26 protein-coding genes and 1 pseudogene are annotated in these 23,420 nt (G+C 65.5%); 20 read left to right on the forward strand and 7 right to left on the reverse strand.

All coding sequences use genetic code 11. The features are described from left to right. The first annotated feature begins 65 nt into the window (after positions 1–65). The 8 genes and pseudogenes from cbiE to F6X42_RS10775 all read left to right on the forward strand — a co-directional run. Complete coding sequence (gene cbiE, locus F6X42_RS10740) at positions 66–1,289, forward strand: precorrin-6y C5,15-methyltransferase (decarboxylating) subunit CbiE (protein WP_187634187.1); 1,224 nt, start codon at positions 66–68, stop codon at positions 1,287–1,289. Then, positions 1,289–2,389 carry a cobalt-precorrin-5B (C(1))-methyltransferase gene (locus F6X42_RS10745; protein WP_187634188.1) on the forward strand — a complete coding sequence of 367 codons (1,101 nt, stop codon included), beginning with the start codon at positions 1,289–1,291 and terminating at the stop codon, positions 2,387–2,389. Before cbiE ends, F6X42_RS10745 begins: the two co-directional genes overlap by 1 nt. Next, the gene (locus tag F6X42_RS10750; RefSeq protein ID WP_187634189.1) at positions 2,386–3,126 is read left to right on the forward strand and encodes a cobalt-precorrin-6A reductase; all 741 of its coding nucleotides are present in this window, start codon (positions 2,386–2,388) and stop codon (positions 3,124–3,126) included. Before F6X42_RS10745 ends, F6X42_RS10750 begins: the two co-directional genes overlap by 4 nt. Positions 3,127–3,145: 19 nt before the next feature. After that, complete coding sequence (gene cobM / locus F6X42_RS10755; RefSeq protein WP_187634190.1) at positions 3,146–3,874, forward strand: precorrin-4 C(11)-methyltransferase; 729 nt, start codon at positions 3,146–3,148, stop codon at positions 3,872–3,874. A 176-nt stretch (positions 3,875–4,050) separates the two neighbouring features. Then, positions 4,051–4,677, forward strand: coding sequence for an alpha/beta hydrolase family protein (locus tag F6X42_RS10760; RefSeq protein ID WP_246530038.1), 627 nt, complete (start codon positions 4,051–4,053; stop codon positions 4,675–4,677). A 180-nt stretch (positions 4,678–4,857) separates the two neighbouring features. Then, entirely contained in the window at positions 4,858–5,133 is a 276-nt protein-coding gene (locus F6X42_RS10765; RefSeq protein ID WP_187634191.1) for a DUF1488 family protein, read from the forward strand. Positions 5,134–5,450: 317 nt separating this feature from the next. Next, positions 5,451–6,086 (forward strand): carbonic anhydrase, encoded by a 636-nt coding sequence (locus tag F6X42_RS10770; RefSeq protein ID WP_187634192.1) that lies wholly within the window; start codon positions 5,451–5,453, stop codon positions 6,084–6,086. Between the two features lie 142 nt (positions 6,087–6,228). Beyond that, a pseudogene (locus F6X42_RS10775) lies at positions 6,229–6,573 on the forward strand (Fic family protein); the annotation flags it as partial. 1 nt (position 6,574) lies between these two features. Here the strand turns inward: F6X42_RS10775 and F6X42_RS10780 are convergent. Beyond that, positions 6,575–7,621 (reverse strand): YncE family protein, encoded by a 1,047-nt coding sequence (locus F6X42_RS10780; protein WP_187634193.1) that lies wholly within the window; start codon positions 7,619–7,621, stop codon positions 6,575–6,577. 438 nt (positions 7,622–8,059) lie between these two features. On the opposite strand from F6X42_RS10780, the gene F6X42_RS10785 reads away from it, so the two are divergent. Further along, on the forward strand, positions 8,060–8,860 hold the full coding sequence (locus F6X42_RS10785) for a DUF4148 domain-containing protein (protein ID WP_187634194.1): 801 nt from the start codon (positions 8,060–8,062) through the stop codon (positions 8,858–8,860). Between the two features lie 32 nt (positions 8,861–8,892). On the opposite strand, the gene surE is transcribed toward F6X42_RS10785, so the two are convergent. Next, entirely contained in the window at positions 8,893–9,672 is a 780-nt protein-coding gene (surE, locus tag F6X42_RS10790) for a 5'/3'-nucleotidase SurE (RefSeq protein ID WP_187634195.1), read from the reverse strand. 115 nt (positions 9,673–9,787) lie between these two features. Between surE and F6X42_RS10795 the strand changes: the two genes are divergently transcribed. The 8 genes from F6X42_RS10795 (at position 9,788) to F6X42_RS10830 (ending at position 16,662) form a co-directional block, all read left to right on the forward strand. Beyond that, complete coding sequence (locus F6X42_RS10795) at positions 9,788–10,963, forward strand: epoxide hydrolase family protein (protein ID WP_187634196.1); 1,176 nt, start codon at positions 9,788–9,790, stop codon at positions 10,961–10,963. Between the two features lie 164 nt (positions 10,964–11,127). Then, a complete protein-coding gene (locus F6X42_RS10800; RefSeq protein ID WP_187634197.1) occupies positions 11,128–11,910 on the forward strand; it encodes a COG4705 family protein in 783 nt (260 codons plus the stop codon). A 28-nt stretch (positions 11,911–11,938) separates the two neighbouring features. Beyond that, positions 11,939–12,391 carry a hypothetical protein gene (locus F6X42_RS10805; RefSeq protein ID WP_187634198.1) on the forward strand — a complete coding sequence of 151 codons (453 nt, stop codon included), beginning with the start codon at positions 11,939–11,941 and terminating at the stop codon, positions 12,389–12,391. 16 nt (positions 12,392–12,407) lie between these two features. After that, a complete protein-coding gene (locus F6X42_RS10810; protein ID WP_187634199.1) occupies positions 12,408–13,166 on the forward strand; it encodes a COG4705 family protein in 759 nt (252 codons plus the stop codon). 22 nt (positions 13,167–13,188) lie between these two features. Beyond that, on the forward strand, positions 13,189–13,854 hold the full coding sequence (locus F6X42_RS10815) for a response regulator transcription factor (protein ID WP_187634200.1): 666 nt from the start codon (positions 13,189–13,191) through the stop codon (positions 13,852–13,854). Further along, a complete protein-coding gene (locus F6X42_RS10820; RefSeq protein ID WP_187634201.1) occupies positions 13,830–15,206 on the forward strand; it encodes an ATP-binding protein in 1,377 nt (458 codons plus the stop codon). The genes F6X42_RS10815 and F6X42_RS10820 overlap by 25 nt, the downstream gene beginning before the upstream one ends. A gap of 82 nt (positions 15,207–15,288) precedes the next feature. After that, positions 15,289–16,233, forward strand: a complete 945-nt coding sequence (locus tag F6X42_RS10825; protein WP_187634202.1) for a metallophosphoesterase family protein — start codon at positions 15,289–15,291, stop codon at positions 16,231–16,233. A 138-nt stretch (positions 16,234–16,371) separates the two neighbouring features. Next, positions 16,372–16,662: a cupredoxin domain-containing protein gene (locus tag F6X42_RS10830; RefSeq protein ID WP_246530048.1), complete on the forward strand. Its 291-nt coding sequence runs from the start codon at positions 16,372–16,374 to the stop codon at positions 16,660–16,662. A 42-nt stretch (positions 16,663–16,704) separates the two neighbouring features. Here F6X42_RS10830 and F6X42_RS10835 read toward each other — a convergent pair whose 3' ends face one another. Further along, positions 16,705–17,307: a hypothetical protein gene (locus F6X42_RS10835; protein ID WP_246530039.1), complete on the reverse strand. Its 603-nt coding sequence runs from the start codon at positions 17,305–17,307 to the stop codon at positions 16,705–16,707. 68 nt (positions 17,308–17,375) lie between these two features. Then, the gene (locus F6X42_RS43935) at positions 17,376–17,606 is read right to left on the reverse strand and encodes a hypothetical protein (protein WP_246530040.1); all 231 of its coding nucleotides are present in this window, start codon (positions 17,604–17,606) and stop codon (positions 17,376–17,378) included. Positions 17,607–18,051: 445 nt separating this feature from the next. Here F6X42_RS43935 and F6X42_RS10840 point away from each other — a divergent pair, with 445 nt between their 5' ends. Together F6X42_RS10840 and F6X42_RS10845 are read left to right on the forward strand one after the other, a co-directional pair. Next, a complete protein-coding gene (locus tag F6X42_RS10840; protein WP_187634204.1) occupies positions 18,052–18,879 on the forward strand; it encodes a hypothetical protein in 828 nt (275 codons plus the stop codon). Then, positions 18,836–20,032: a GGDEF domain-containing protein gene (locus F6X42_RS10845; RefSeq protein WP_246530041.1), complete on the forward strand. Its 1,197-nt coding sequence runs from the start codon at positions 18,836–18,838 to the stop codon at positions 20,030–20,032. Before F6X42_RS10840 ends, F6X42_RS10845 begins: the two co-directional genes overlap by 44 nt. A gap of 13 nt (positions 20,033–20,045) precedes the next feature. On the opposite strand, the gene F6X42_RS10850 is transcribed toward F6X42_RS10845, so the two are convergent. Genes F6X42_RS10850 through F6X42_RS10860 form a run of 3 tightly spaced genes read right to left on the reverse strand, consistent with a single transcriptional unit; the run spans position 20,046 to position 22,384 of the window. Next, positions 20,046–20,696, reverse strand: a complete 651-nt coding sequence (locus F6X42_RS10850) for a glutathione S-transferase family protein (protein WP_187634205.1) — start codon at positions 20,694–20,696, stop codon at positions 20,046–20,048. Continuing rightward, complete coding sequence (locus F6X42_RS10855; RefSeq protein WP_187634206.1) at positions 20,697–22,172, reverse strand: sodium:solute symporter family protein; 1,476 nt, start codon at positions 22,170–22,172, stop codon at positions 20,697–20,699. Further along, positions 22,169–22,384, reverse strand: coding sequence for a DUF3311 domain-containing protein (locus F6X42_RS10860; RefSeq protein ID WP_187634207.1), 216 nt, complete (start codon positions 22,382–22,384; stop codon positions 22,169–22,171). The genes F6X42_RS10855 and F6X42_RS10860 overlap by 4 nt, the downstream gene beginning before the upstream one ends. Positions 22,385–22,736: 352 nt before the next feature. Between F6X42_RS10860 and F6X42_RS10865 the strand changes: the two genes are divergently transcribed. Continuing rightward, the gene (locus tag F6X42_RS10865; protein WP_187634208.1) at positions 22,737–23,414 is read left to right on the forward strand and encodes a MarC family protein; all 678 of its coding nucleotides are present in this window, start codon (positions 22,737–22,739) and stop codon (positions 23,412–23,414) included. Positions 23,415–23,420: the final 6 nt, after the last annotated feature.

The following is a 23,420-nucleotide window of genomic DNA, read 5'->3' on the forward strand; positions in this document are numbered from 1 at the left end:
GCCGCATGCGTGACGCGGCGTGGCGCAATCGCTAAAGAATCGACGCAACCGATGAGGATGGATAGATGCCGGCATGGCTGACCGTAGTGGGCATTGGCGACGACGGCTTCGCCGGTCTGGGGCGGCCCGCGCGGCGTGCTTTGCTGGGCGCGGCGGTCGTGTACGGCGGCGAGCGCCATCTGGCGATGCTGCCCGCGCGGCTCGCCGCGCGCCGCGCCGCGTGGCCGCGTCCGTTCGATCTGGCGCCGTTGCTCGCCGAGCGTCCGCACGCGGTGTGCGTGCTCGCGAGCGGCGACCCGATGCTGTTCGGCGTCGGCGCGACGCTCGCGCGGCAGTTACCGGCCGGCGAGCTGCGCGTGCTGCCCGCGCCGTCGTCGTTGTCGCTGGCGGCCGCGCGGCTCGGCTGGCCGTTGCAGGATGTCGCGACCGTGTCGCTGGTCGGCCGGCCGCTCGCCGCGCTGAATGCGCATCTGCATGACGGCGCGCGCCTGTTCGTGTTGAGCGCGGATGGAGGTACGCCGGCGGCGTTGGCGGCGTCGCTCGCTGCGCGCGGTTTCGGCGCGACCTGCATGACCGTGCTCGAACATCTGGGTGGCGAACGCGAACGGCGTGTCGATGGCCGCGCGGATCGATGGCCGGCCGGCGAGATGGCCGCGCTCAATCTGATCGCGCTCGACTGCCGCGCGTCCGCGCACGCGCCGCGTCTGCCGCTGACCTGCGGCTTACCCGACGACGCCTTCATCCACGACGGCCAGTTGACCAAGCGCGACGTGCGCGCGATCACGCTCGCGCGCCTCGCGCCCGCGCCCGGCGAATTGCTGTGGGACGTCGGCGCGGGCAGCGGTTCGATCGGTATCGAATGGATGCGCGCGCATCCCACGTGTCGCGCGATCGCGATCGAAGCGCACGAAGCGCGGCAGCGCTTCATCGAACAGAACCGCGATGCTTTGGGCGTGCCCGGGCTGCAACTCGTGGCCGGCCGCGCGCCGGACGCGTTACGTGGGCTGCCGGCGCCGCACGCGGTGTTTATCGGCGGTGGGGTGACGCAGCCGGACCTGCTCGACATCTGTTGGGCCCAACTGCGCGACGGCGGCCGGCTCATCGCGAACGCGGTGACGCTGCAAGGCGAGGCGGTGCTCGCCGCGTGGCGCGAGCGGCATGGCGGCACGTTGACGCGCATCGCGCTCGCGCACGCGCAAGCTCTCGGCGGCTTCGATACGTGGCGCCAGGCGTTGCCGATCACGCTGCTCGAAGTGACGAAACCCGCGCAACTGTCGACCGATTCGTGATGCGTGACGAGACCCCCGAACAACCGGCGCCGCTGCGCAGCGGCTATACGACCGGCAGTTGCGCGACCGCGACCTCGCTGGCGGCCGCGCGTCTGCTGCTGGCGGGCGAGCTCAGCGGGGTCGCGGAGATCGTGTTGCCGAAGGGCCAGCATGTGACCATGCGGCTCGCGTTCTGTCGTCTCGCCCCCATCGATGGCGAACGGGTTGCCGAAGCCGGCACGATCAAGGATGCCGGGGACGATCCCGACGTGACGCACGGCGCGCTCGTGTTCGCGCGCGTGCGCCTCGTGCCCGAGCCCGGTGTGAGCTTTCGCGCGGGGCCGGGCGTCGGCACGGTCACGCGCGCGGGTCTCACGCTGCCGGTCGGCGAGCCCGCGATCAACCCGGTCCCGCGCCAGATGATGACGCAGCACCTCGTCGAACTCGCCGCGCGCCACGCGTATCGCGGCGGCTTCGAAGTGACGATCGGCGTCGAAGGCGGCGAAGCGCTCGCGCTGAAAACGATGAACCCGCGACTCGGCATTGTCGGCGGACTGTCGATCCTCGGCACCACCGGCATCGTGCGGCCGTTTTCGTGCTCGGCGTATATCGCGTCGATCCATCAGGGCATCGACGTCGCGCGCGCGAACGGCTATACGCATGTGGCCGCCTGCACCGGCAACGCGAGCGAGGACGCGATGCGCGCGCACTACGGCCTGCCCGATATCGCGCTGATCGAAATGGGCGATTTTGTCGGCGCGGTGCTCAAGCATATGAAGCGCGCGCCGGTCGAGCGTCTGAGCATTTGCGGCGGCTTCGGCAAGCTCAGCAAGCTCGCGGCCGGCCATCTCGATCTGCATAGCCGCAACTCGAGCATCGATCTCGAACAGCTCGCCGGCTGGGCCGCCGCGCATGGCGCCGACGCCGCGCTGCAAGCGGCGATGCGCGCGGCCAACACGAGCCAGCAGGCGCTCGCGCTCGCTCACGCGCGGCAGGTGCCGCTCGGCGATATCGTCTGTCAGCACGCTTTGGCCGTTGCTCGCGATATCGTGCCGCCGCAGGTCAGCGTCGAAATCTTCGCGATCGACCGGCAGGGCAACATCGTCGGAGTCGCGCGATGACGCGCATCCTGCTGCTCGGCGGCACCGGCGACGCGCTGAAGATCGCGCGTCAACTCGGCCCCGCGCATGTGTACAGTCTCGCGGGACTGGGTAAGGTGCCCGACGACCTGGCGTGCGCGGTGCGTGTCGGCGGCTTCGGCGGCAGCGAGGGCCTTGCGCGTTACCTCGCGAGCGAAGCGATCGGCCTCGTGATCGACGCGACGCATCCGTACGCGGCGCGGATCAGCGCGAATGCGGCACAGGCATGCCGCCTGGCGAGTGTCCGTTGCTGGGCGCTGCGGCGTCCAGCGTGGCAGCCGCAAACCGGCGACGACTGGCGCATGGTCGGCGACTGGCACGAGCTGATCGACGCGCTCGCGCCGTTCAGGCGGCCGCTTTTCACGCTCGGTCGCGAACCGCTCGCGCATCTCGATGAGATTCCGCCGCATCAATTTTGGACCGTGCGCGTGCTCGATTCGCATCCGGACACGGCGCGCTCGCGCGTCCTCTCGGCGCGCGGACCGTTCACGCTCGACGGCGAACGCGCGCTGTTCGCGCTGCAGGCGTTCGACGTGGTCGTCAGCAAGAACAGCGGCGGCGGCGCGACCGAGGCGAAGCTCGAGGTCGCGCGCGAGCGTGGCTTGCCGGTGATCATGTTGCGACGGCCGCGGTTGCCCGCTGTCGATCGCGACTTCGCCACCGTTGCCGATCTTGTCGATGCGTTGCGCCCAGGGGCGCATACCGATTCAGATAATTGAGCCAATCTCGGAGTGCTGAATGACAGTGTTTTTTATCGGCGCGGGTCCGGGCGACCCGGAGCTGATCACGGTGAAAGGGCAGCGCCTCGTGCGCAGTAGCCCGGTGATCCTGTATGCGGGGTCGCTGGTGCCGGCGGCGGTGCTCGAAGGGCACAGCGCCGAACAGCTAATCAACACCGCGGAACTCGATCTCGACCAGATCGTCGCGTTGCTCGCGGCGGCGCACGCGAACGGGCAGCACGTCGCGCGCGTGCATTCGGGCGATCCGTCGCTGTACGGTGCGATCGGCGAGCAGATCCGCCGCTTGCGCGAACTGGGCATTCCGTATGAAATCGTGCCCGGCGTGACTGCGACGGCCGCGTGCGCGGCGGCGCTCGGTTGCGAGCTGACGCTGCCAGGCGTGTCGCAGACGCTGATCCTCACGCGCTATGCGAGCAAAACGTCGATGCCCGACGGCGAACGGTTGGCCGATCTCGCGCGGCATCGCGCGACGCTGGCGATTCACCTCGGCGTGCGGCATCTCACACGCATCGTCGATGAATTGCGGCCGCATTACGGCGGCGCGTGTCCGATCGCGGTGATTTATCGCGCGAGCTGGCCCGACGAGGAGAAGATCACCGGCACGCTCGACGATATCGTCGCGAAAGTGCAGGGCAGCGCGATCGAGCGCACCGCGCTGATTCTGGTCGGGCAGGTGCTGGCAGCCGAAGGGTTCGCCGATTCGACGCTGTATGGGAAGGGCGGTTGACCGCGCCGTGAAAGCCTGCCAACTGTCAGTCAGCCGCGTGCGTTGTCGATCATAGTGTGACGCAGCGCGCGAACGGGCCGCCCGCCTGCTGGCAAAACGCGAAGGCGCGAACACGCAAAAGTCCGCAAGTTCTGCACCGCCCCGCGCCGCGCAGACCGCTATCGTGGCGCTTGACGGTGTCGACGACGCTCTCGCCCATGGAGCGCTTCTGCACGTCGCCCGAAGCCGATGCGATCTGCTCGCCGCCCGAAGCCGCGAGTCTCGCGCACGAAGCGGGCGCGCCGGCGCTGACGGTGGAGAGGCTATCGGCCGAAGCGAACGCATCGCGTGCGCATTCGGGCGACTCGTATCGCGATCCGCGCATCAAGGCCGCGTTCGCGATTGCGCCGGCGCTCGGCGAGGCATTCAACAGCTCGTCGTTCAGGGAAGTGACGATTCCGGTCGCGCTGCTCGCGGGCGAGGCCGATACGACCGCGCCGGTCAACACCAACATTCACCGCATCGCGGGCTTCATGCCGCAAGCGACGGTGACGATGGTGTCGGGCGCGTCGCACTATACGTTCATGGATGTGTGCGAGCCGGCGGCCGTCGAGCGTCTGGCGCCGATCTGCAAGGACGGGCCCGGTGTCGACCGCGCCGCGATTCATGCGCGAACCGCCGCACAGGTGCGCGATTTCTTCGTGGCGACGCTGCCGGCAAGCGGGTCGTACCGCTCGCACACGCGCGCCGCTCACTACGCCGCGCGACTCGAACGCGTGAAGACAAGGCCGCGGGACATGAAGAGCGTAGTATCGGTATGTTGAGCGCGTCGGCGGCCCGCTGGAGGCTGTGCCGCGACGCATCAACGCGGCCGCGCGTGGCGGCCGGTCAGGCGTATGCACCTTGCGGAGAATGCGTGCTCGCGCCCGGGCAGTTGGCCAGCCGGCCAGTATGGGCACGACCATTGCGTATTCTGGTTTCCCTTTGACACATGGAGGACCATTATGAGGATCGAATTCACCGGACGCCGGGAAGCGGTGGCTGCTGCGCGCGTCGCTTTCGAAGCCAATGTGGACGGGACGGACGTATGGTGCAGCGTGTCGCTCGACGCGCTCAATGACCATTTCGGCAACGGCAACCTCGGCAACGGCAGCCCCTCGGCTCACGATCTGGTGGGAGCGTTCGAGGCGAACCGCGCCCGCATTGAAAATGCTACGCGGCGGGTGCTCGAACGAAATGGGGGACGGTCCGTGGAACTCGAGACGCGCGACTTCGATTGAGCGACCCGCTCGATTTCATCGGGTAAAGCCATTGCGGTCGCGGCGGAAAGGACTCTTCCACCGTGGCGTCTGTATTCGCCGCGCCGGCGCGCCTACAGTTGTGCTGCACGCACCGATTCAGGTGAGTGAGCGAGAGAGTTGGACCCGGCTGCCGGCAGCCGGGTCTTTTTTATGGCGCGTGCAAGCACGCCATGATTGCGCTGGCAATTCGCCGCAGGCGCGTCCGGCGCTTAGCACGGTGATTCGCGCGACGATTGAAAGGCTGCGGTATAGTCGCGGCAATTTAAATCCGTCTCTTCGATTCTCTGGAGAATATCGTGCAGGAAATCATCGAAGGTCTGATCCGCTTTCAACGCGAGGTCTTTCCGCAGCAAAGCGCGCTCTTCAAGCGTTTGTCGACCGCGCAGAATCCCAGCACGCTGTTCGTGACCTGTTCGGACAGCCGCGTGGTGCCCGAACTGCTGACGCAGTCCGAGCCGGGCTCGTTGTTCGTGATTCGCAACGCGGGCAACATCGTGCCGTCGTACGGCCCGGAACCGGGTGGCGTGTCGGCGACCGTCGAATATGCGATCGCCGTACTCGGCGTGACCAACATCGTGATCTGCGGCCATTCGAACTGCGGCGCGATGACCGCGATCTCGGCCTGCACGAATCTCGAGCACATGCCGGCGGTCGCGAGCTGGCTGCGTCACGCGGATGCGGCGAAGGCGATCAACGCGTCGCGCCACTATGGCTCGGATGCGGAGCGTCTCGCGGCGCTGGTCGAGGACAACGTGATCGCGCAGCTCGCCAATATCCGCACGCATCCGTCGGTGGCGGTCGGGCTCGCGAACAGGACGCTGCGGCTGCATGGGTGGATCTTCAATATCGAAAGCGGCGACATGCTCGCGCTCGATGGGAAGACGGGGAAGTTTTTGTCGATTACGGCTAATCCGGAAATATATGCGGTTTGAAGCGGGATCAAAGCGGGTTTTCAGGGGTATCCGTATTCTATTTCCCGGTTGACAGGCTAACTGTCCGGGTAATTTGGTGGAAAGGGTTAAGCCGCCATTGGCGATATACGGTTAGCGTAATGGACCTTAGTTCGAGAGAGGAATGTCGAATCAAACTGTCGCGCTGCTGTTGACGATTGACGCTGACAAGGCGACGCTCGAGGCCGCGCGCCCGCTGCCGACCCACACCGTTGCGTCACTGCGCGAGAAGCTGACGCTGGAGTGGACGTATCACTCGAACGCGATCGAAGGCAACACACTGACGCTGCGCGAAACCAAGGTGGTGTTGGAAGGCATTACGGTCGGCGGAAAGTCCCTTCGCGAGCACTTCGAGGCGACGAATCACCGTGACGCGATCCTTTACGTTGAGGAAATCGTCGCGAAGCATGAGGCGCTGAGCGAGTGGCAGATTCGCAATCTGCACTCGCTTGTCCGACCAGACGCCGACATTACCTGGGCGCCATTACGCGCAGCACGGGATGTCCGTCAACGTTCTTCAGCGGGAAAAATGCGTGATGGGTGGCGGGGTCGATAGCGACCACGTGCGCGTTCGGCCCGAGCCGGCCTTCGCCGATTTTGGTGACATTCGAGCCTTTGACACTGAAGATGGAAACGATGCCGGCTTCCCCGGCCACATACAGCCTGCCCAGTGCCGGATCGAACGCGAGCACGTCCGGGTCTTTGCCGATGTCGAACGACTGCACGACCCGCCGTGCTCCCATATCGAACACGAGCAGCTTGTGGTTGCCCTGACAGGCGACGAAGGCAAGCCGGTCAGGTGAATCGATCAACAGTCCATGGTTCTGTTGGGCTCCCGGGAGCGCATGACGGGCAACGATCCTGTCGATCGTCGGGTCGATTTCAACGAGTTCGTTGCGTGTCTGAACACTGACGAAGATGTGATGCGATTGCGAATCGTATTGCGTATTGCCAACCTCGCCACCAAGCGGAATGGTCGCGACACGCTGGTTGCTCTGGACGTCAACGACTGTCTCGGTGCCACCGGTCTCGTCTGATGCGTAGAGTTTATGCACGTCGGGCGCGTAAGCCATCCCGTCGGGGTAGTGTCCGCCAGGCATGCGTGCGACTATCTTGAGCGTTGCCTCGTCGATTGCGACGATCTCGTCCGTTCCAGTCGCCGAAGCGTATATGCGCGACATGCCGGGAATGGCGAGCAGGCCGTGAACCGATGAAACGTCAGGAATTCGCCCGATCACGCTCGATGCATTCACATCAACGACAATCACCTCCCCGTCGCCGAGGTGTGCGATGAACAGCAGGTGGCGATCGGGATCGTAGCTTTCGTAGTCCAGCCGAGTCGCGCGACCCGGCAACGGGATATCGGCGACGTGCGCCAGCGGCAGGTTATTGATTCCCTCGTCCGCGGCAGCGTGCGGCACCGGATGGACCAGCCCGCCTGCAACGGCAGATAAAACGAGAAGGACGAGGTACGTCAGGACGGCCGGGTGAAATCGGCTGCGTTGCAAGGTTTTCATGAAACCCTCCCACGACATGATCGCCACCGCTACGCCGAGCCGCCGGCATCCTCGCCGCTACGTGTCGCGGCGCAGCAGGCGACAAAGTGATTGGATTCCCGGATTTGCCAGAGCAGGGCGCGCGAGTCACATGCGAGAGCGTGCGCGAGCGCGGGCATGATCCTGTTTCCAATTACCCATGCTCGCAGCACCCTCCATGCCGCCCGTCGTCGCCGTCCGCCCGAGCGCCGTACCTTTGCGCAGCGTCGCGCTGGTCCTGTTTGAACAGAACAATGCCCGTCGATTTCGGACACATCCCCGACCAGATCCGCCGATTCCTCGGATGTTGGGTCTAAAAGGAAAACACTGTGATTCGGATCGCCCACAATTTGATCCATGGGTCGGTCGGATGCGCGTGCGTGTTGGAATGGGGAGCGTGCCTTGTATAGCGAACCGAGAATGATCGTGTTGACGGGCCTCGTCTTCGGCGCGGTGACGATTGGGGCCTATGTGTCGCAGCTCGACAACGACTGGTCGTCCGGCCAGGGCGCGAGCTTCGCCGCCGACACAGAGCGCGGCGTCAGCACCACGGACGGGGCGGCGGGACAGAGCGAAGGCCGGGCCGGCGCGCAGGCCACGCGCCGCCATGCGCTGCGCGATGACGTGACCGCCTTGCGGGCTCAGCCGGCCGCGTCGATTGGAGCACAGGCGGGCGACGCGCTGGCCATCGCGGCGCTACAGTTCGCGCGGGAGGCGAACAAGGCGCAAGTGCAGCCGCGGCCGCAGCCACAGCAGACGAATTTGCCGCCGCAGCCCGCGGTGACGGCGAACCGCACACAGGCGCCGGTCCCGACAACGACCGGCCACGCCCACCCTGGCCGCGTGGCGTCGGGCGAGCATGGCAAAGGCGCGTCGGGCGCCACGACGAAACCGCGCTCAGCGCAAAGCATTGCGACCACATCGGGTACACATCATGCGCGCGGCGGCAGTCACCGCAAAAGTTCCACCGCCGACCGGTCCGCGAAAAAAGCGGCCGGCGTCACGCCACACGCATGGCCGTTGCCGCAGTACGCCACGCAAGGCGTCGAGTCGCCATGGTCGATGCAGCGCTCGGACCAGGCGACGCAAACCGCGACCGCGGTTTCCAGCAACGCCCCCAAGTCCCGCGCCGAGGTAGAGGCCGAACTCGTGCGCGCGCGTGAGAACGGTACGATGCCCGCGTTCGGCAGACCCGAGCCAGCGGGATCAGGGGCGCACTGAATCAGGGCCTCGCGCCGCGTCTCCAGCAGCCGTCAGCTCAACGACGCGGCGAGCCGCGCGAAGGTGGCTTCATCGGTGCGATCGAACGCGAGCGGCGTGACCGATACGCGACCCGCCGCGACCGTTGCCGTTTCGCTGTCGGCATCGTTGTCGCGGGGGCCGCGTTCGAAGCGCAGCCAGTGATACGGGATGCCGCGCGGATCGACTTCCGCCAGCACCTCGATGTCCCTGACGAGCCCGACGCCTTGGCGCGTCGGCGTCAGCGGACCGGCGTCGGCGGCATCGACGTCCGGAAAGTTGATGTTCAGGCAGGTCGGCGCCGCATGCTCGATCGCGAGCAACTTGCGGATCACGCCGGGCGCGAGCGTGCGCGCGGTGTCCCAGCGCACCCGCTCACGATCGCTGAACGCCTGGCTCAGCGCGAACGACGGCAGCCCGAGCAGCAGACCCGTCATCGCCGCGCCGACCGTGCCCGAGAACATCGTTTCGATGCCGAGGTTGCCGCCGCGATTGACGCCGGACAATACGAGCGACGGCGGCGCCTCGCGCATCAGATGACGCACGCCCATCACGACGCAATCGCCGGGCGTGCCGGTCACGCCGAAACGGCGCTCGCCCTGGCGGCTCACGCGCAGCGGCGAATGCAGGCTGATCGAATGCGACGTACCGCTCTGGTCGTGCTCGGGCGCGACCACCCAGACTTCGTGCGCGAGCTCGGCGGCAACGGCTTCGAGCACGGCGAGGCCGGGCGCGTCGATACCGTCGTCGTTCGTCAGCAGCACTCGCGGCACCTTGGATTCGTAAGCGGACATCGCGTCAATCTCCTGTGGGTCGGGGAATCAATCGTACGGAACGGACGCCCATTATCCGGTTTTCGTTCGACGCGCGTACGATGACGGTGAACCGCCCACTGAGCCAGGACGCCTCATGCAGATCCACCCGTTTGAGATTGCGATCGCCGATCAGGACATCGACGAACTGCGCCGCCGCATCCGCGCCACGCGCTGGACACCCGCGACGCCCGCGCCCGCGTGGCAGCAGGGCGCCGACCCGGCCTGGCTGCGCGAACTCGCGACCTATTGGGCCGGGCAATTCGACTGGCGCGCGGCCGAACGCAGGTTGAACCAGCTGCCGCAATTTCTCGCCGACGTGGACGGCCAGACCGTGCACTTCGCGCATCGGCGGGCCGCCAGTGTCGTGCCAGGCTTCCAGGCTTATCCGCTCGTGATCACGCACGGCTGGCCCGGCTCATTCTTCGAGTTTCACGCGCTGCTCGATCAGTTGTGCGATCCGGCCGCGTTCGGCGCCGATCCCGCCGATGCGTTCGACGTCGTCACGCCGTCGCTGCCGGGCTTCGCGTTTTCGCCTGCGCCCGCGCAGGCCGGCACGTCCGCGTTCCAGGTCGCGGACCTGTGGGTGGCGCTGATGCGCGGGCTCGGCTACGAGCGCTTCGGCGCGCAGGGCGGCGATCTCGGCGCGGGCGTGTCGATCGCATTGGCCTCGCATCATCCGCAGGCGGTCGACGGCATCCATCTGAACTTCCTGCCGAGTTCCTACGAGCCCGCGATCGGCGCGGCGCAGCTGGAGCTGACGTCGGCCGAGCAGGACTATCTGCGCGAGAAGAACGACTGGGCAGCACTCGAAGGCGGCTACGCGCATCAGCACAGCACCAGGCCGCTGACCATCGCCGCATCGCTGAACGATTCGCCGGTGGGACTCGCCGCATGGATCGGCGAGAAGTTTCGCGCGTGGAGCGACTGCGGTGGCGACGTGGAAAGCGTGTTCTCGAAAGACGATCTGCTGACCAATATCTCGCTGTACTGGTTCACGCAGTGCATCGGCCCGGCGATGCAGATGTATTGGGAAAACCGCCTGCAGCCGATGCGTTTCTCCGACGGCCAGCGCATCGACACGCCAGTCGGCTTCGCGCTGTTTCCGAAGGAGATCAATCATCCGCCGCGCAGCTGGCTCGAAAGAACCTTCAACGTCGCGCAGTGGAGCGAAATGCCGGGCGGCGGGCATTTCGCGGCGATGGAAAAGCCCGCGTTGCTCGCGGCCGAGATCCGCAAGTTCTTCAGGCCGTTGCGACAGAAAACGCGCTAGGCGCGCAGCGCAACGCGTCACGCTGCTTCTCTTCGAGCTGGAAGGTGTGCTGTCGCACGGCGATCGCGTCGCGCGGCGTTCCACAACGCGAGCGACCCTATGGCTCAGCTAAGGCAGCCTCGTCAGACTGACGGCAATCCCTTTCACTTCGGCACGAGAACACCATGAACAAATTGCCCGCGCCCCGATTGGATGACTGGCTCAACAAAGTCCCGGAAGTCACACTGTCGTTCTGGATCATCAAAATCATGTCCACAACGGTGGGCGAAACGGGGGCCGACTTCCTGGCGGTCAATGCGGGGTGGGGCCAGGGAATCACCCGCTCGGTCATGGCCGCCCTGCTGGCGGTCGCCTTGCTCACGCAGGTGCGCACCCGCCGCTACACCGCGTGGATCTACTGGCTGACGGTCGTGCTGGTCAGCGTAGTCGGCACCCAGATCACTGACCTGCTAACCGACGGCCTGGGGGTCAGTCTGTATGTCAGCACCTTCGTGTTCGCGGTGGCGCTCGTCGCGATCTTTTCCGTCTGGTATCGGGTCGAACGCACGCTGTCGATGCACGACATCGTGACGCGCAGCAGGGAGCTGTTTTACTGGGCCGCCATCCTATGTACCTTCGCGCTGGGGACAGCGGCCGGTGATCTGGCGACCGAGGCGTTGGGCCTGGGCTTCAGCTGGGGCGCGGTCGCGTTCGGTGCGTTGATCGGCGTTGCCTTTGCCGCCTGGCGCATGGGGGGCAACGCTGTGCTGACCTTCTGGATCGCCTACATCCTGACTCGTCCGTTCGGTGCCGCGCTGGGCGATCTACTGACCCAGGCCAGGACCTACGGCGGCCTCGGCATGGGCGCCATGTGGACCAGCGCCCTGTTCCTGATGGTGATCGTCGTGCTGGTGGCCGTCGCGCAGTTCGGCATGACTGCAGGCCGATCGGCACCAGCGGCCGACTAACCCTCGTTCCACTTCTCCAGGAGAAACCATGCGCAGTGCGCACCCCATCGCCCGTCGTGTCGCCGTCGTATCGGCGGCCGTTCTCGTCGCCCTGGCAGCCGGTTGTTCCAGGTCTGCCGACCACGTTGGCCCGGGCACAGCGCCGGCCACATCCGCGCAGGCCGCCACGGCATCGCAGGACAAACTCGTCTCCAGGCTCGGCGACCTGTCGGCGTTCCGCAACATCGCCAGCGACGTGGCAACCATCGTGGACAATGGCGATCTGCCCGCAGCCAAGGCCCGCATCAAGGATCTGGAGGTGAGCTGGGACTCGGCCGAGGCTGGGCTGAAACCACGGGCTGCCGATGACTGGCACGTGCTCGACAAGGCCATCGACAAGGCCTTGGCAGCACTGCGCGCGGATACGCCGAACCAGCAGGATTGCAAGGCAGCCATCGGCAACCTGGTGAAAACCTTTGACACACTCCAAGGCAAGGTCTGACCAGCGAACCTGTCCGATGAAAACATCCTCTGAACGCGCGCTGGCCAAAGTCCCCGAAGTAACGCTGGGGTTCTGGCTCATCAAGATCGCCGCTACTACGCTCGGCGAAACCGGCGGCGATGCCGTCTCGATGTCCATGAATCTGGGCTATCTGGTCGGAACCGGCATCTTCGCGGCAATTTTCCTGGTCGCCGTGATCGCGCAGATCAAGGCCAAAGGATTCCATCCCTTCCTTTACTGGACCACCATCGTCGCCACCACCACGGTCGGCACGACGCTAGCCGATTTTGCGGATCGCTCGCTCGGAATCGGATACGCTGGCGGCGCGAGTTTGCTGCTGGCCATGCTGCTCGGATCGCTGTTTGTTTGGCATCGCACGCTAGGCTCCGTGTCGGTGAGCACGATCAGTTCGCCCAAAGCCGAAGCCTTCTACTGGGTGACGATCATGTTCTCCCAGACCCTAGGTACGGCGCTGGGCGACTGGACGGCCGATACGGCGGGTCTGGGCTACAGCGGCGCGGCCATCGTATTCGGCGGGCTGCTCGCCCTGGTCGCGGCCGCTTACTACCGGACCAGCGTGTCCCGCACGCTGTTGTTCTGGGCGGCGTTCATCCTGACCCGCCCGTTGGGCGCCGTGGTCGGTGATTTTCTGGACAAGCCGCCGAGCGCAGGTGGTCTGGCCTTGAGTCGCTATTCGGCGTCGGCCGCGCTGCTTGGCTTGATGCTGACGGCTATCCTGCTCTTCAGACAGCGGGCAGCCAGGACCGCACATTGAACGACGATTGAACGGAGGGGGAATGCGGGTATTGCTGGTCGAAGACGACCCCATGATCGGTGAAGCGATCCAGGGTGCGTTGAAAGATGCGTGCTATGCGGCGGACTGGGTGAAGAACGGGCGGACTGCGCTCACGACGCTGGCTTGCCAGCACTATGACCTGGTGTTGCTCGACCTGGGCCTACCCGGCAAGGATGGACTGGACGTACTGACCAGCATCCGCGCCAGCGACAACCCGGTTTGCCTGCTCATCATCACGGCGCGCGATGGCCTGGATGACCGCCTGCGCGGCCTGGACGGCGGGGCCGATGACTACGTGCTCAAACCCTTCGAGATGGCTGAACTGTTGGCCAGGATGCGTGCCGTGCTACGACGCAAGGCAGGCAGCGCAGCGCCCGTTCTTAGCAACGGCGTGGTGTCGCTCGATCCGGCCACGAGAGAGGCCAGCGTCAACGGCGGTTCTACAGTGCAACTGTCCAACCGCGAATTCTCGTTACTGCAAGCGCTGCTGGTTCGGCCGGGCGCTATTTTGTCACGCAGCGAGCTGGAAGATCGCATCTACGGGTGGGGAGAAGAAGTCGAAAGCAATGCTGTCGAATTTCTGATCCATGCGCTGCGGCGCAAGCTGGGCAGCGAAATGATCAAAAACATCAGAGGGGTTGGATGGATGATTTCAAAAGGCGCCTGAACGAGTCGGTTCAGCTCAAGCTGTCGGTTGCCCTGTCGGTGGGCATTCTTTTCGTGGCTTTGGTAGCGGGCGTTTTTTCGTTCCTGTCGGCCTTCGATGAAGCGCACGAACTGCAAGACGATGTGTTGCGCCAGGTGGCGCAGCTCATGGATCGGCAGCGCCTGTCGCCATCCCCTCCGGATTCCGGTACCCGCAGCAAAGACGGCGATGAAGAATCGCGCGTGATCGTTCAACACCTGGGCGACGCTAATCCGACCTCGGTAGCCGTGGATGACGGTGGACTGCTTGCCTTGCCTGCAACGCTGGCTGATGGTCTGCACACGCTGGATGTCGGCGGCGAGACATTCCGCGTGCTGGTCAAGACGATGGCTGCTGGCGAGCGCATCGCCGTGGCCCAGGAGTCTGGTTTCCGCAATGAAATTGCTCGCGTTGGTGCGCTGCGCACCGTGATGCCTTTCCTGATCCTGGTCCCGGTGCTGCTGCTGATCGTCGCCGACCTGGTGCGCAAGATGTTTCGGCCCATCGCGGCACTCTCCGAGGAAATCGATCAGCGCGCCGAGCAGGCGTTGCATCCCATCGAAGATCGCCACCTTCCCGTCGAGGTACGGCCGTTCGTCGTGGCGATCAATCGCCTGCTCACGCGTGTGGGTCAGTCCATGGAGTCTCAGCGCCGTTTCGTCGCGGATGCCGCGCACGAGCTTCGCTCGCCGCTGACCGCCCTGTCCCTACAAGCGGAGCGCCTCGCAGACACGGAAATGTCCGTCCCGGCGCGCGAACGGCTGACTGTTCTATGCCAGGGAATCGAACGAGGCAGAAACCTGCTGGATCAACTCCTGACGTTGGCCCGCGCGCAGTCGGTGGCCGAATCGCCGAAGTCGCCGATATCCGTCCAAGGTATCTACCGCCGCGTGCTTGAAGACCTGATGCCGTTGGCCGAGGCCAGGCACATCGACATTGGGGTCGAGGGAACTCAGGACGCGCACGTGTGGGTCGGTGAGCTGGACATGATCGCCGTAGTCAAGAACCTCGTCGATAACGCCATTCGCTACACGCCTGAAGGAGGACGGGTCGATCTTTCGGTGAGTATGGAGGAGAGGCGTGCTGGGCTGCACATCAAGGACACGGGCCCTGGTATTCCGTTGGCGGAACGGGGCCGGGTTTTTGATCCGTTCTACCGCACTCTGGGCAGCGAGCAGATTGGTTCGGGGTTGGGCCTTTCTATCGTCCAAACCATTGCCGATCGCATCGGTGCCGAAATCCTGTTCGACTTCTCCGATCAGCAGAAGCAAACCGGCCTGGACGTCACCGTCCTCTTTCCAGTGACTGTCCCGGCCCATGCAACCCAACAGTAGCCCGCGGGAATAAAACCCGCCGCACGCCAGTCATGCCTCACGAACCGGGTTCGGTTCGGCGAATCCCTATCGTGAGGTCATCATGTCGTCACAACATTCATTCGATCCGGCGCGTCGCGGCGCGCTGAAGTGTCTTGCGTTCGGTGGCCTTGGCACCGTGTTCATGATGTCGGGCGGCGTGCTGACGCCGGTCGAGCTCGCGCTCGCGGCCGACTCGAACACCGCGCCATCCGCGGCCGGCGTGCCGCTTTTCCTGCAGATCAGCGATACGCATATCGGCTTCAACAAGGAAGCGAATCCCGATGTCGCGGGCACGCTGAAACAGACGATCGACTACGTCAACGCGATGCCGGCGCGGCCGCCGCTCGCGATTCACACCGGCGACATCACGCATCTGTCGAAGCCGTCGGAGTTCGATCTCGCCGCGCAGCTGATGTCGGGACTGAAGATCACCGAGCTGCATACGGTGCCCGGCGAGCATGACGTCACCGATGGCCCCGGCACCGAGTACTTCAGCCGCTTCGGCAAGGCGTCGGATAACCGCGGCTATTACAGCTTCGACCACGAGGGTGTGCATTTCGTCGGCCTCGTCAACGTGATGCATTTCAAGCCGAACGGCCTCGGCGGTCTCGGCGACGAGCAGCTCGAATGGCTCGAAAACGATCTGAAGGGCCGCTCGTCGAGCACACCGGTCGTCGTGTTCGCGCACATGCCGATGTGGACGATCTACGAGCCGTGGGGCTGGGGCACCGGCGACGCGGGACAGGCGATGAGCTATCTGAAGCGCTTCGGTTCCGTGACGGTGTTGAACGGTCACATTCATCAGATCGTGACGAAGGTCGAAGGCAACATCACGTTCCACACGGCGCGCTCGACCGCTTATCCGCAGCCGACCGCCGGCAACGGCGATGCCCCGGGGCCGCTGAAGGTCGCGAGCGACCAGCTGCCGAAGATGCTCGGCGTGACGAGCGTCAGCATCGCGCGTCATCCGCTGAAGGCGACGCTCGACGACACGACGCTCGCCTGACGGCACGCGCTACTTTTACGCTTCAGGAGATCAGTGATGTTGACCAATACGATGGGCCGCGCGCTCGCGATTCTGTTCGGCAGTCTCGCGATGCTGGCGGTGTCGGCGGGGCTCGGCTTCGCGCAAACGACGACGCCGATGCAGATGCCGATGAAGGCGCAGCAACAGACCGTCGCGTCGACCCCTAACGCGATCGTCATCAAGAACTTCATGTTCACGCCGATGGAGCTGACCATCAAGGCCGGCACGACGGTCACGTGGAAAAATCTCGACGGCGAGCCGCACACCGTGGTCAACGACGCGGGCCTGTTCCGCTCGGCCGCGCTCGATCAGGACGACACCTATCAGTACAGGTTCGATAAACCGGGCGTGTACAAGATCTTTTGCGGCATCCATCCGAACATGAAGGCGACCATTACCGTGCAATGAGTCGTCCAATGAGCCACGCAGTGAACGGCGCAACCGCGCCGCTCACGCGGTATGCAGCTCGCTCAACCGGCACAACAGAATTCCGTAGCCGGTCAGATGCCCGAGGTACACGCTCGTAAATATGTTCGACGCGGGCAGGTCCCCGGTCAGCTGACGCAGGTCCTCCAACTGCAACGGCGGCGCCGCGAGCGGCGCTCGCTCGCGGCGCAGGTCCGCCGCCTCGGCCAACTGCCGGTGCGCATTCACGAGCTTCGCGAGCCGCGCGAGAAACGCTTCGCGCCACGCGGCGTCGAGCGCGGCGAACTGATCGTGAAACGTGTCCATCGTTTCGAGAAAATTGACCAGCGAATCGAAGGTCTCCTGATAGCTCGCGAACAGCGGCAGCCGTGCCGCGTTGCGCTTCAGATGCGGCGACACCCACGCCTGCTCGATGTCGGTCTTCAGCAGCAGGTGCGCCTGCTTCAGGTTCGTGCTGAGCGTGCGCAGCTTCGAGGCCGCCGGCTTGATCTGCGCTTTATCGAGCCGACCCGCGGCCAGTTGCGCGACGACGTCGGTGGCCTGTTCGTTGCCATCGTTGACGAGAGCGACGGCCGCAGCGCGACGATGCTGAAGATCACGAGCGGCAGCAGCGCCGCGCCCATCCACAGGTGCGGCGCGGTCAGCCAGATCAGCAGCGTGCCGATCGGCATCGCCACCACGTTCGAAAACACGCGCTAGTGGAAGTAGCTTCTGGCCGCCGAAATCGAGCTACCGAGCGCCAGTGTCAGCATCGTCGAACCGGCGAGCGGCACGGCAGCGTCCGGGTAGCCGAGCAGATACGGGAGACCGAAACCGATCCACAGGCCGAGCGTCAGCTTCGTGTACTTGGCGGTTTCCGAAAGAGAAAAGCGCGCGAGCGCGCGGCGCAACGGCGTGAGTGGCTTGTGCTGATACCTGTTCGACATGGTTTCTATGCTGGCGGATAACAGTAGGCCCGGCCCCGCGCGGCGGTCGCGACATGCGCGGACCTGACCTTACCGGTCCACCGCCAGGCGCGGTTATTGCGTGCGAGACAGCGACCGCGTTGGCGCGTTTTGCAGGACCCGCGTCGCATCGAGCGTAGCGGCCGACGTCAGGCGCATGGCTGCCTGTCTGGGGTTCTAGCTGGGTGGGCGTTTTTTACCAGCTTTGCACACTTTTTTTGCCAACTCGCGCAGTATCGGGCGGCGTTTGTCTGGAGCACCACGGAAGCGAGGCGGAAACGCAACGCTGCTGTGTTGTCGCGCGTACGCGACAGGATTACATTCGATGAGAAGTGCGTGCAAGCGACAGCCCGCGAGCGCGGCCTATCCGCGCGCTCGTCGATTGGTCAGCTTGTAGCAGGAAGTGGCATACCCGGAGCGTATTTCGATGGCTACCGATCCCGACGATACCGACTTGCGTGATTTCGCAGCGGACGGCCGGTACTCCGGCTTCAATCTCGACGGCCCCAACGAATCGGGCGCGCCACCGCCGCGCTTCGGCCGCCTCGCGCTGTGCCTCGCGGCAGCGGGCGCGCTGACCTTCGGCGTGATGGGCACCGTCGCCTACGGCGTGTGGTTCAATCAGGATCAGCAGACCTATGCGGATGCCATCGCCGGCGCGCGCCAGGCGCTCGGCTCGTCGGCATCGGGCGGGGTGCCGACGGTCGCCGTCGCGCACGCGCCGCAGGACGTCGCCGCGCCGTCGGCCACGCCGCCAGCTATACAGTCGGTCACAAAGTCAGCCGCGCAGCCCAACGCGCCGGATGCTGCGCTCGAAGCGGCCGGCGTGAAAGGCGGTTTCGAGGACACCAACCCGGCCGTCTGGTCCGGGCAGATTCGCCCGATTGCGCCTGACCCGAGTCTCAACGCCACGCTGGCCGATACGCCGGTCGATACCTCGGTCGATCCGTCGGTCGATAGTTCGGCCGACCCGCCCGCGACCCCGATTGCTCCCGCGTCACCCTCGCGCTCCACCCGGCACATCAGCAGTGCCGCCGGTTCCACCGCGGCCGGTTCCACCGCGGCCGGTTCCACCGCGCAGCCCGCGGCCGGCCACGGCGCGAAAGAAACGCGGCTCGCGCAGCAGGAGCGGCGCGCGTCGTCGAAGCACAAGAGCAGCAGTCTGTTTGCGCGGATCGGACAGTTCTTTCGACGCGTGAGCTATCGTCAAAATGACAACGGCCGACAGCAACGAGATACCTACTCCCATCCCTGAGGGAGCGGCCGTCGGGGCGGCAGCGCCAGCCGGGCCGCGCGGCGGCGCACTCGCGCGCATGCCGGTGCGGCCCTTCCGGCCGGGGCCCGCGAGCATCGCCGTGGCCGCGCTGTTGTGTCTGCTGTTCGGCTTGCTGTACGTGGCGATGCAGATCCGCACGGTGTTTTCCGATCAGTTGAAGCAGGAGTACGCGGGCCTCGTGCTCGAAGCCGCCGGGCGCGTCGACAGCGCGCGCGAACAGTTGGCCGTGTGGCAGCGCATGGCCAATGCTCCAGCGAATCACGACGCGTCGTTCGTGCCGGCCTATGACGCGGCGCGCGCCGAACTCGCGCGGCGTTTCGCATCGCTCGCGGCGCTCGTCAACGCGAGTCCGTCGCCGGCGCCGCCCATTCCGTCGATGTCACCGACGCAGGCGGCGCCCGAAGCCGTCGCGACCGTGCTCGGCAGCGTGTCCGCCTACTGGCGCGCGCAACGCGACGCCGCGAGCGCCGACGTGCGGCTGCGCGTCGCGCACGTCGCGCGCACGCTGATCGCGCTCGCCGCGCTGCTGTTCTGCATGCTGATCACGGCGCTCGGCATGTACGCGAAGCGCAACCGGCAGCTTGCGGGGCAGTCGCACGAGTTCGAGCACGCGTCGCTGCACGATCCGCTGACCGGCCTGTCGAACCGCCGCAAGCTGCTGGCCGCGCTCGACTCCGCCGCGAAGAACGCGCGGACTTCGGTCGCCGAGCAGCGGCTCGCCGTGCTGTATATCGACCTCGACGGCTTCAAGCAGGTCAACGATTCGTTCGGGCATCGCACCGGCGACGAATTCCTCGCCGCGGTGTCCGCGCGGTTTCGCGCGTCGGTGCGCAAAGGCGATCTGGTCGCGCGCATCGGTGGCGACGAGTTCGCGGTGCTGGTGCGCACATTCGCGGGCGATGACGAACTGGCCGAGATCGGGCGCCGGCTGATGGCCTGCGTGGTCGACACCGACGAGCAGATGGGAATCGGTGGCGTGCGCGCGAGCGTGGGCATCGCGAGCTATCCCGACGACGTCGACGATCACCGCCGTCTGGTCGCCGCTGCCGATGCCGCGATGTATCGGATCAAGCGCACCGGCAAGAACGGCTTCGCGTTCGCGGCGCGGACGGGCAGGGAAGCGACGTTGTGAACCCGCGCGAGCGTCACTGATCGTCGTTGCGCCACTCGGTCAGCTTCTCCCGCTCATTGAGTTCGATAAACGCGGGCCGTGCGCGCAGCCTGCGGATATAGCTCGCGAGATGCGGCCAGCCCTCTGTCGCCGGGCGCGGCATGTTGCGGGTCCAGCGCATCAGCACGAGCGCGAGCAGGTCGGCGGTGCTGAGCTTGCCGCCCGCGAGGTAGCCGTGGCCGTCGGCGAAATGCGTGTCGAGCCGCGCGCACGCCTGCTCGATGCGGTGCCGCGCGAGCGCGCGCACCGCGTCGGCGCCAGCCGGGTCGCCGTCGCTGCCGGCGTAGAACCAGTCGCGCATCGCGGGCAGCAGCGTGTTCGCGAGGTAGATCATCCATTCGAGCCATTCCGCGCGTGCGACCGACCCCGGCGCGGGCGCAAGGCCGGCCTCGGCGTGGCGCTCCGCGAGCAGCATCAGCAGCGCGGCCGATTCATGCCGCGGCTCGCCATCGACGATCAGCGTCGGCACGCGGCCGGCCGGATTCAGACGCAGATACTCGGGATCGTGCTGCTGGCCGGCGTCGATATCGACGAGCCGCGCTTCGAACGGCACGCCGATTTCGAGCAGCATCCAATGCACGGCCATACTGGCCGCGCCGGGCGAGTAGTACAGAACGTAGGACATTCAATGCACCGACGCGTGCTTTTCCTGCTCGGCCGCGCTCGGCTGTGTAACCGCGCTGACGATCGCGAACACGATCACGTTCACCGCGAGCGCGACGAAGCCGATGTTGACGTCCTTCAACGCATCGGGCAGGAACGGCATCAGTTGGCCGACGCTCCAGTGCAGCGTCGTGCTCAGCGTAACCACCGCGACACCCGCGACGATGCCGCAGAACGCGCCTTGTTTGGTCGCGCGGTTGCGTGGAAACAGGCTGCAAATCACCGCCGGGAAAAGCTGCGTGACGAAGCTGTAGCCCATCAGCAGTAGCGCGACGATGGTTTCGCCGCCGTTCAGGGTGAAGCCGACCGCAACCAGCGCCACGACCGGCACGAGGACGCGCGCGATCGTCGCGACCGACGCATCCGACGCGTTGCGGTTCACCATGCCGCGATAGACGTCGTTGGCGAGCAGCGTCGATGCCGCAGTCAGGATCATCGAGCCCGGCACCAGCGCGGTCAGGATACCGGCCGCGCCGATCACGCCGATGAACCATGGATCGAAGGTCTGCAGCGACAGGCGGAACAGCGACAGGTCGATGTCGGCGCCCTTCAGGCCCGGCACGCGCAGCGTCGCCGCGAAGCCGACGAAGAACACGAACAGCAGGATCAACTGATAGAGCGGCAGGATCGCGGCATTGCGGCGGAAGATCCGCTCGTCCTTCGCCGTGAAGATCGAGCCGAACGTGTGTGGCCACATGAAGAAGCCGAGCGCGGTCAGCAGCACCGTGGACTGGAACCACACGACGCTTGAGCCACGCGCCGGGAAGGTCAGGAAGCCAGGACGCGCGGCGTCGATCGTGCGGAACATCTCGCCGAAGCCGCCGTAGTAATGCAGCGGCAGATAGATGCCGAGGAACAGCACGATCGCGAGAATCAGCAGGTCCTTGACCACCGAGTTCCACGCGGAGCCGCGCACGCCCGACACGATCACGTAAGAGGTCACGACGATCGCGCCGATCCAGATCGCCGCTGTCGACGTGATCACACCGTACGACGCGGTCGCAACGATGATGCCGAGGCCCTTCAGTTGCAGCACCAGATACGGAATCAGCGCGGTCACGCCGACCAGCGCGACCAGCGTGCCGAGCGCCGGACTATCGTATTTGCGCGTGAAGAAGTGCGGCTGCGACACGAGGTGGTGCGTTTTCGCGTAGCGCCAGATCGGCGGCAGCATCCAGTACGACAGGATGTACGCGAGCGTGCCGTAGGCGAGGATGTAGTAGACCGGCGCGCCCTTGCCGTACGCGAAGCCGCTGCCGCCGAGGAACGTGAAGGTCGTATAGATTTCGCCGGCCATCAGCAGGAACACGAACGCGGTGCCGAAGCTGCGGCCGCCCACGCTCCACTGCTCGAGGTTCATGTCGTGGCCGCGCCTTGCGCGCACGCCGAGGAACAGCGCGAACAGCGTGACCGCGGCGATGATGACGAGTGCGCTCATGAGCGAGCCTCCTCGGCAGCGGTGGCGACGTGTCGGTTGGTCGGATCGAGGTGGTAGATGATCGCCATGATGATCGCGCTCAACACTACCCACATGACGATCCAGGCCAGCACGAACGGCATGCCGAGCACGAGCGGCTCGACCCGATTGACAAACGCAATGCCGACCAGCATGCCGATGAACGGCAGTGCGGCAAGAACTCGAAGCAGCATGTGGGCAACTCCTCGAACCAGTAGGTATGTGTCGTTGAAATTCCGGGCTTCGCTGACGACTGTATGCCGGATACTTCGGTCCCGTAAAGCAGGTCAAAATAAATGTCAGGACTTCGACCGTTGCAGATGCATCTTCCCGGCCCGGGTTGCTGCACCGCAAGGCAGGACGCGCGGCGGCGCGCAAGTTGCGGCGCGGCCTTTTTGCAAGGATGACGGGCGCGCCGCGATATCATCTGCGAGCATTGCAGCATTCCCGGACCGCGCGATGGGTGCCGGCTTCATCACTGTTAGCGCGAACCCGCGCAAGCGCACGCAGACGCACGCAGACAAACACAGACGCACGGACACGCACATGGTCGAAAGTCTGATCTCGGACATTCTGTTTGGCTTCACCGGCTTGATCAGCATCATCAATCCGTTCGGCGGCGCGTTTGTGTTTCTGGACCGAACCGCGTCGTTGACCCTCGACGAGCGCAACGCGCTCGCCCGCAAGATCGCGATCAACGCCGCCTGCGTGCTGCTGGTGGCGTTCTTCATCGGCACGCCGATCCTGCATTTCTTCGGTATTTCAATGGAAGCGCTGCGCATCGGCGGCGGGCTCGCGCTTGCGGTGGGCGGCTGGCAGATGCTCAATGCGCCCGATACGCCAGCGCTCGAGCAAACGGGTGTCAAGCGCGTCGACGCCGAGAACGCGATGTCGCGTGCTTTCTTTCCGCTGACCGTGCCGCTGACCACCGGGCCCGGTTCGATCGCGACCGCGATCGCGCTTTCCGCGAATCGCACGCACAAGCTGTCGGCGTTCGTGATGTCGAGCATCGCGTCGGTCGCGATCACGTTCGCGGTGGCCGTCACCGTGTATCTGATCTATAGCCGCGCGACCGTGTTGGCGCGCTATCTCGGCGTCGAGGGCACCAAGGTCGCCTTGCGGGTGTCGGCGTTCCTGCTGCTGTGCATCGGTGTGCAGATCATCCTGACCGGCGTGTCGGAATTCCTGATTCCGATCGCGACGATGCCGCGGGCGGCGCGCTAGCGCCGC

Origin of the sequence: Paraburkholderia podalyriae, from assembly GCF_014397785.1 — a bacterium.
GTDB classification, from domain to species: domain Bacteria; phylum Pseudomonadota; class Gammaproteobacteria; order Burkholderiales; family Burkholderiaceae; genus Paraburkholderia; species Paraburkholderia podalyriae.

Excerpts from the sequence above, each read along its gene's own strand:
- cbiE (WP_187634187.1), top strand. The coding sequence starts at position 66 with ATGCCGGCATGGCTGACCGTAGTGGGCATTGGCGACGACGGCTTCGCC.
- F6X42_RS10745 (WP_187634188.1), top strand. The coding sequence starts at position 1,289 with ATGCGTGACGAGACCCCCGAACAACCGGCGCCGCTGCGCAGCGGCTAT.
- F6X42_RS10750 (WP_187634189.1), top strand. The coding sequence starts at position 2,386 with ATGACGCGCATCCTGCTGCTCGGCGGCACCGGCGACGCGCTGAAGATC.
- cobM (WP_187634190.1), top strand. The coding sequence starts at position 3,146 with ATGACAGTGTTTTTTATCGGCGCGGGTCCGGGCGACCCGGAGCTGATC.
- F6X42_RS10765 (WP_187634191.1), top strand. The coding sequence starts at position 4,858 with ATGAGGATCGAATTCACCGGACGCCGGGAAGCGGTGGCTGCTGCGCGC.
- F6X42_RS10780 (WP_187634193.1), bottom strand. The coding sequence starts at position 7,621 with ATGAAAACCTTGCAACGCAGCCGATTTCACCCGGCCGTCCTGACGTAC.
- F6X42_RS10785 (WP_187634194.1), top strand. The coding sequence starts at position 8,060 with ATGATCGTGTTGACGGGCCTCGTCTTCGGCGCGGTGACGATTGGGGCC.
- surE (WP_187634195.1), bottom strand. The coding sequence starts at position 9,672 with ATGTCCGCTTACGAATCCAAGGTGCCGCGAGTGCTGCTGACGAACGAC.
- F6X42_RS10795 (WP_187634196.1), top strand. The coding sequence starts at position 9,788 with ATGCAGATCCACCCGTTTGAGATTGCGATCGCCGATCAGGACATCGAC.
- F6X42_RS10800 (WP_187634197.1), top strand. The coding sequence starts at position 11,128 with ATGAACAAATTGCCCGCGCCCCGATTGGATGACTGGCTCAACAAAGTC.
- F6X42_RS10805 (WP_187634198.1), top strand. The coding sequence starts at position 11,939 with ATGCGCAGTGCGCACCCCATCGCCCGTCGTGTCGCCGTCGTATCGGCG.
- F6X42_RS10810 (WP_187634199.1), top strand. The coding sequence starts at position 12,408 with ATGAAAACATCCTCTGAACGCGCGCTGGCCAAAGTCCCCGAAGTAACG.
- F6X42_RS10815 (WP_187634200.1), top strand. The coding sequence starts at position 13,189 with ATGCGGGTATTGCTGGTCGAAGACGACCCCATGATCGGTGAAGCGATC.
- F6X42_RS10820 (WP_187634201.1), top strand. The coding sequence starts at position 13,830 with ATGGATGATTTCAAAAGGCGCCTGAACGAGTCGGTTCAGCTCAAGCTG.
- F6X42_RS10825 (WP_187634202.1), top strand. The coding sequence starts at position 15,289 with ATGTCGTCACAACATTCATTCGATCCGGCGCGTCGCGGCGCGCTGAAG.
- F6X42_RS10830 (WP_246530048.1), top strand. The coding sequence starts at position 16,372 with ATGCAGATGCCGATGAAGGCGCAGCAACAGACCGTCGCGTCGACCCCT.
- F6X42_RS43935 (WP_246530040.1), bottom strand. The coding sequence starts at position 17,606 with ATGTCGAACAGGTATCAGCACAAGCCACTCACGCCGTTGCGCCGCGCG.
- F6X42_RS10840 (WP_187634204.1), top strand. The coding sequence starts at position 18,052 with ATGGCTACCGATCCCGACGATACCGACTTGCGTGATTTCGCAGCGGAC.
- F6X42_RS10845 (WP_246530041.1), top strand. The coding sequence starts at position 18,836 with ATGACAACGGCCGACAGCAACGAGATACCTACTCCCATCCCTGAGGGA.
- F6X42_RS10850 (WP_187634205.1), bottom strand. The coding sequence starts at position 20,696 with ATGTCCTACGTTCTGTACTACTCGCCCGGCGCGGCCAGTATGGCCGTG.
- F6X42_RS10855 (WP_187634206.1), bottom strand. The coding sequence starts at position 22,172 with ATGAGCGCACTCGTCATCATCGCCGCGGTCACGCTGTTCGCGCTGTTC.
- F6X42_RS10860 (WP_187634207.1), bottom strand. The coding sequence starts at position 22,384 with ATGCTGCTTCGAGTTCTTGCCGCACTGCCGTTCATCGGCATGCTGGTC.
- F6X42_RS10865 (WP_187634208.1), top strand. The coding sequence starts at position 22,737 with ATGGTCGAAAGTCTGATCTCGGACATTCTGTTTGGCTTCACCGGCTTG.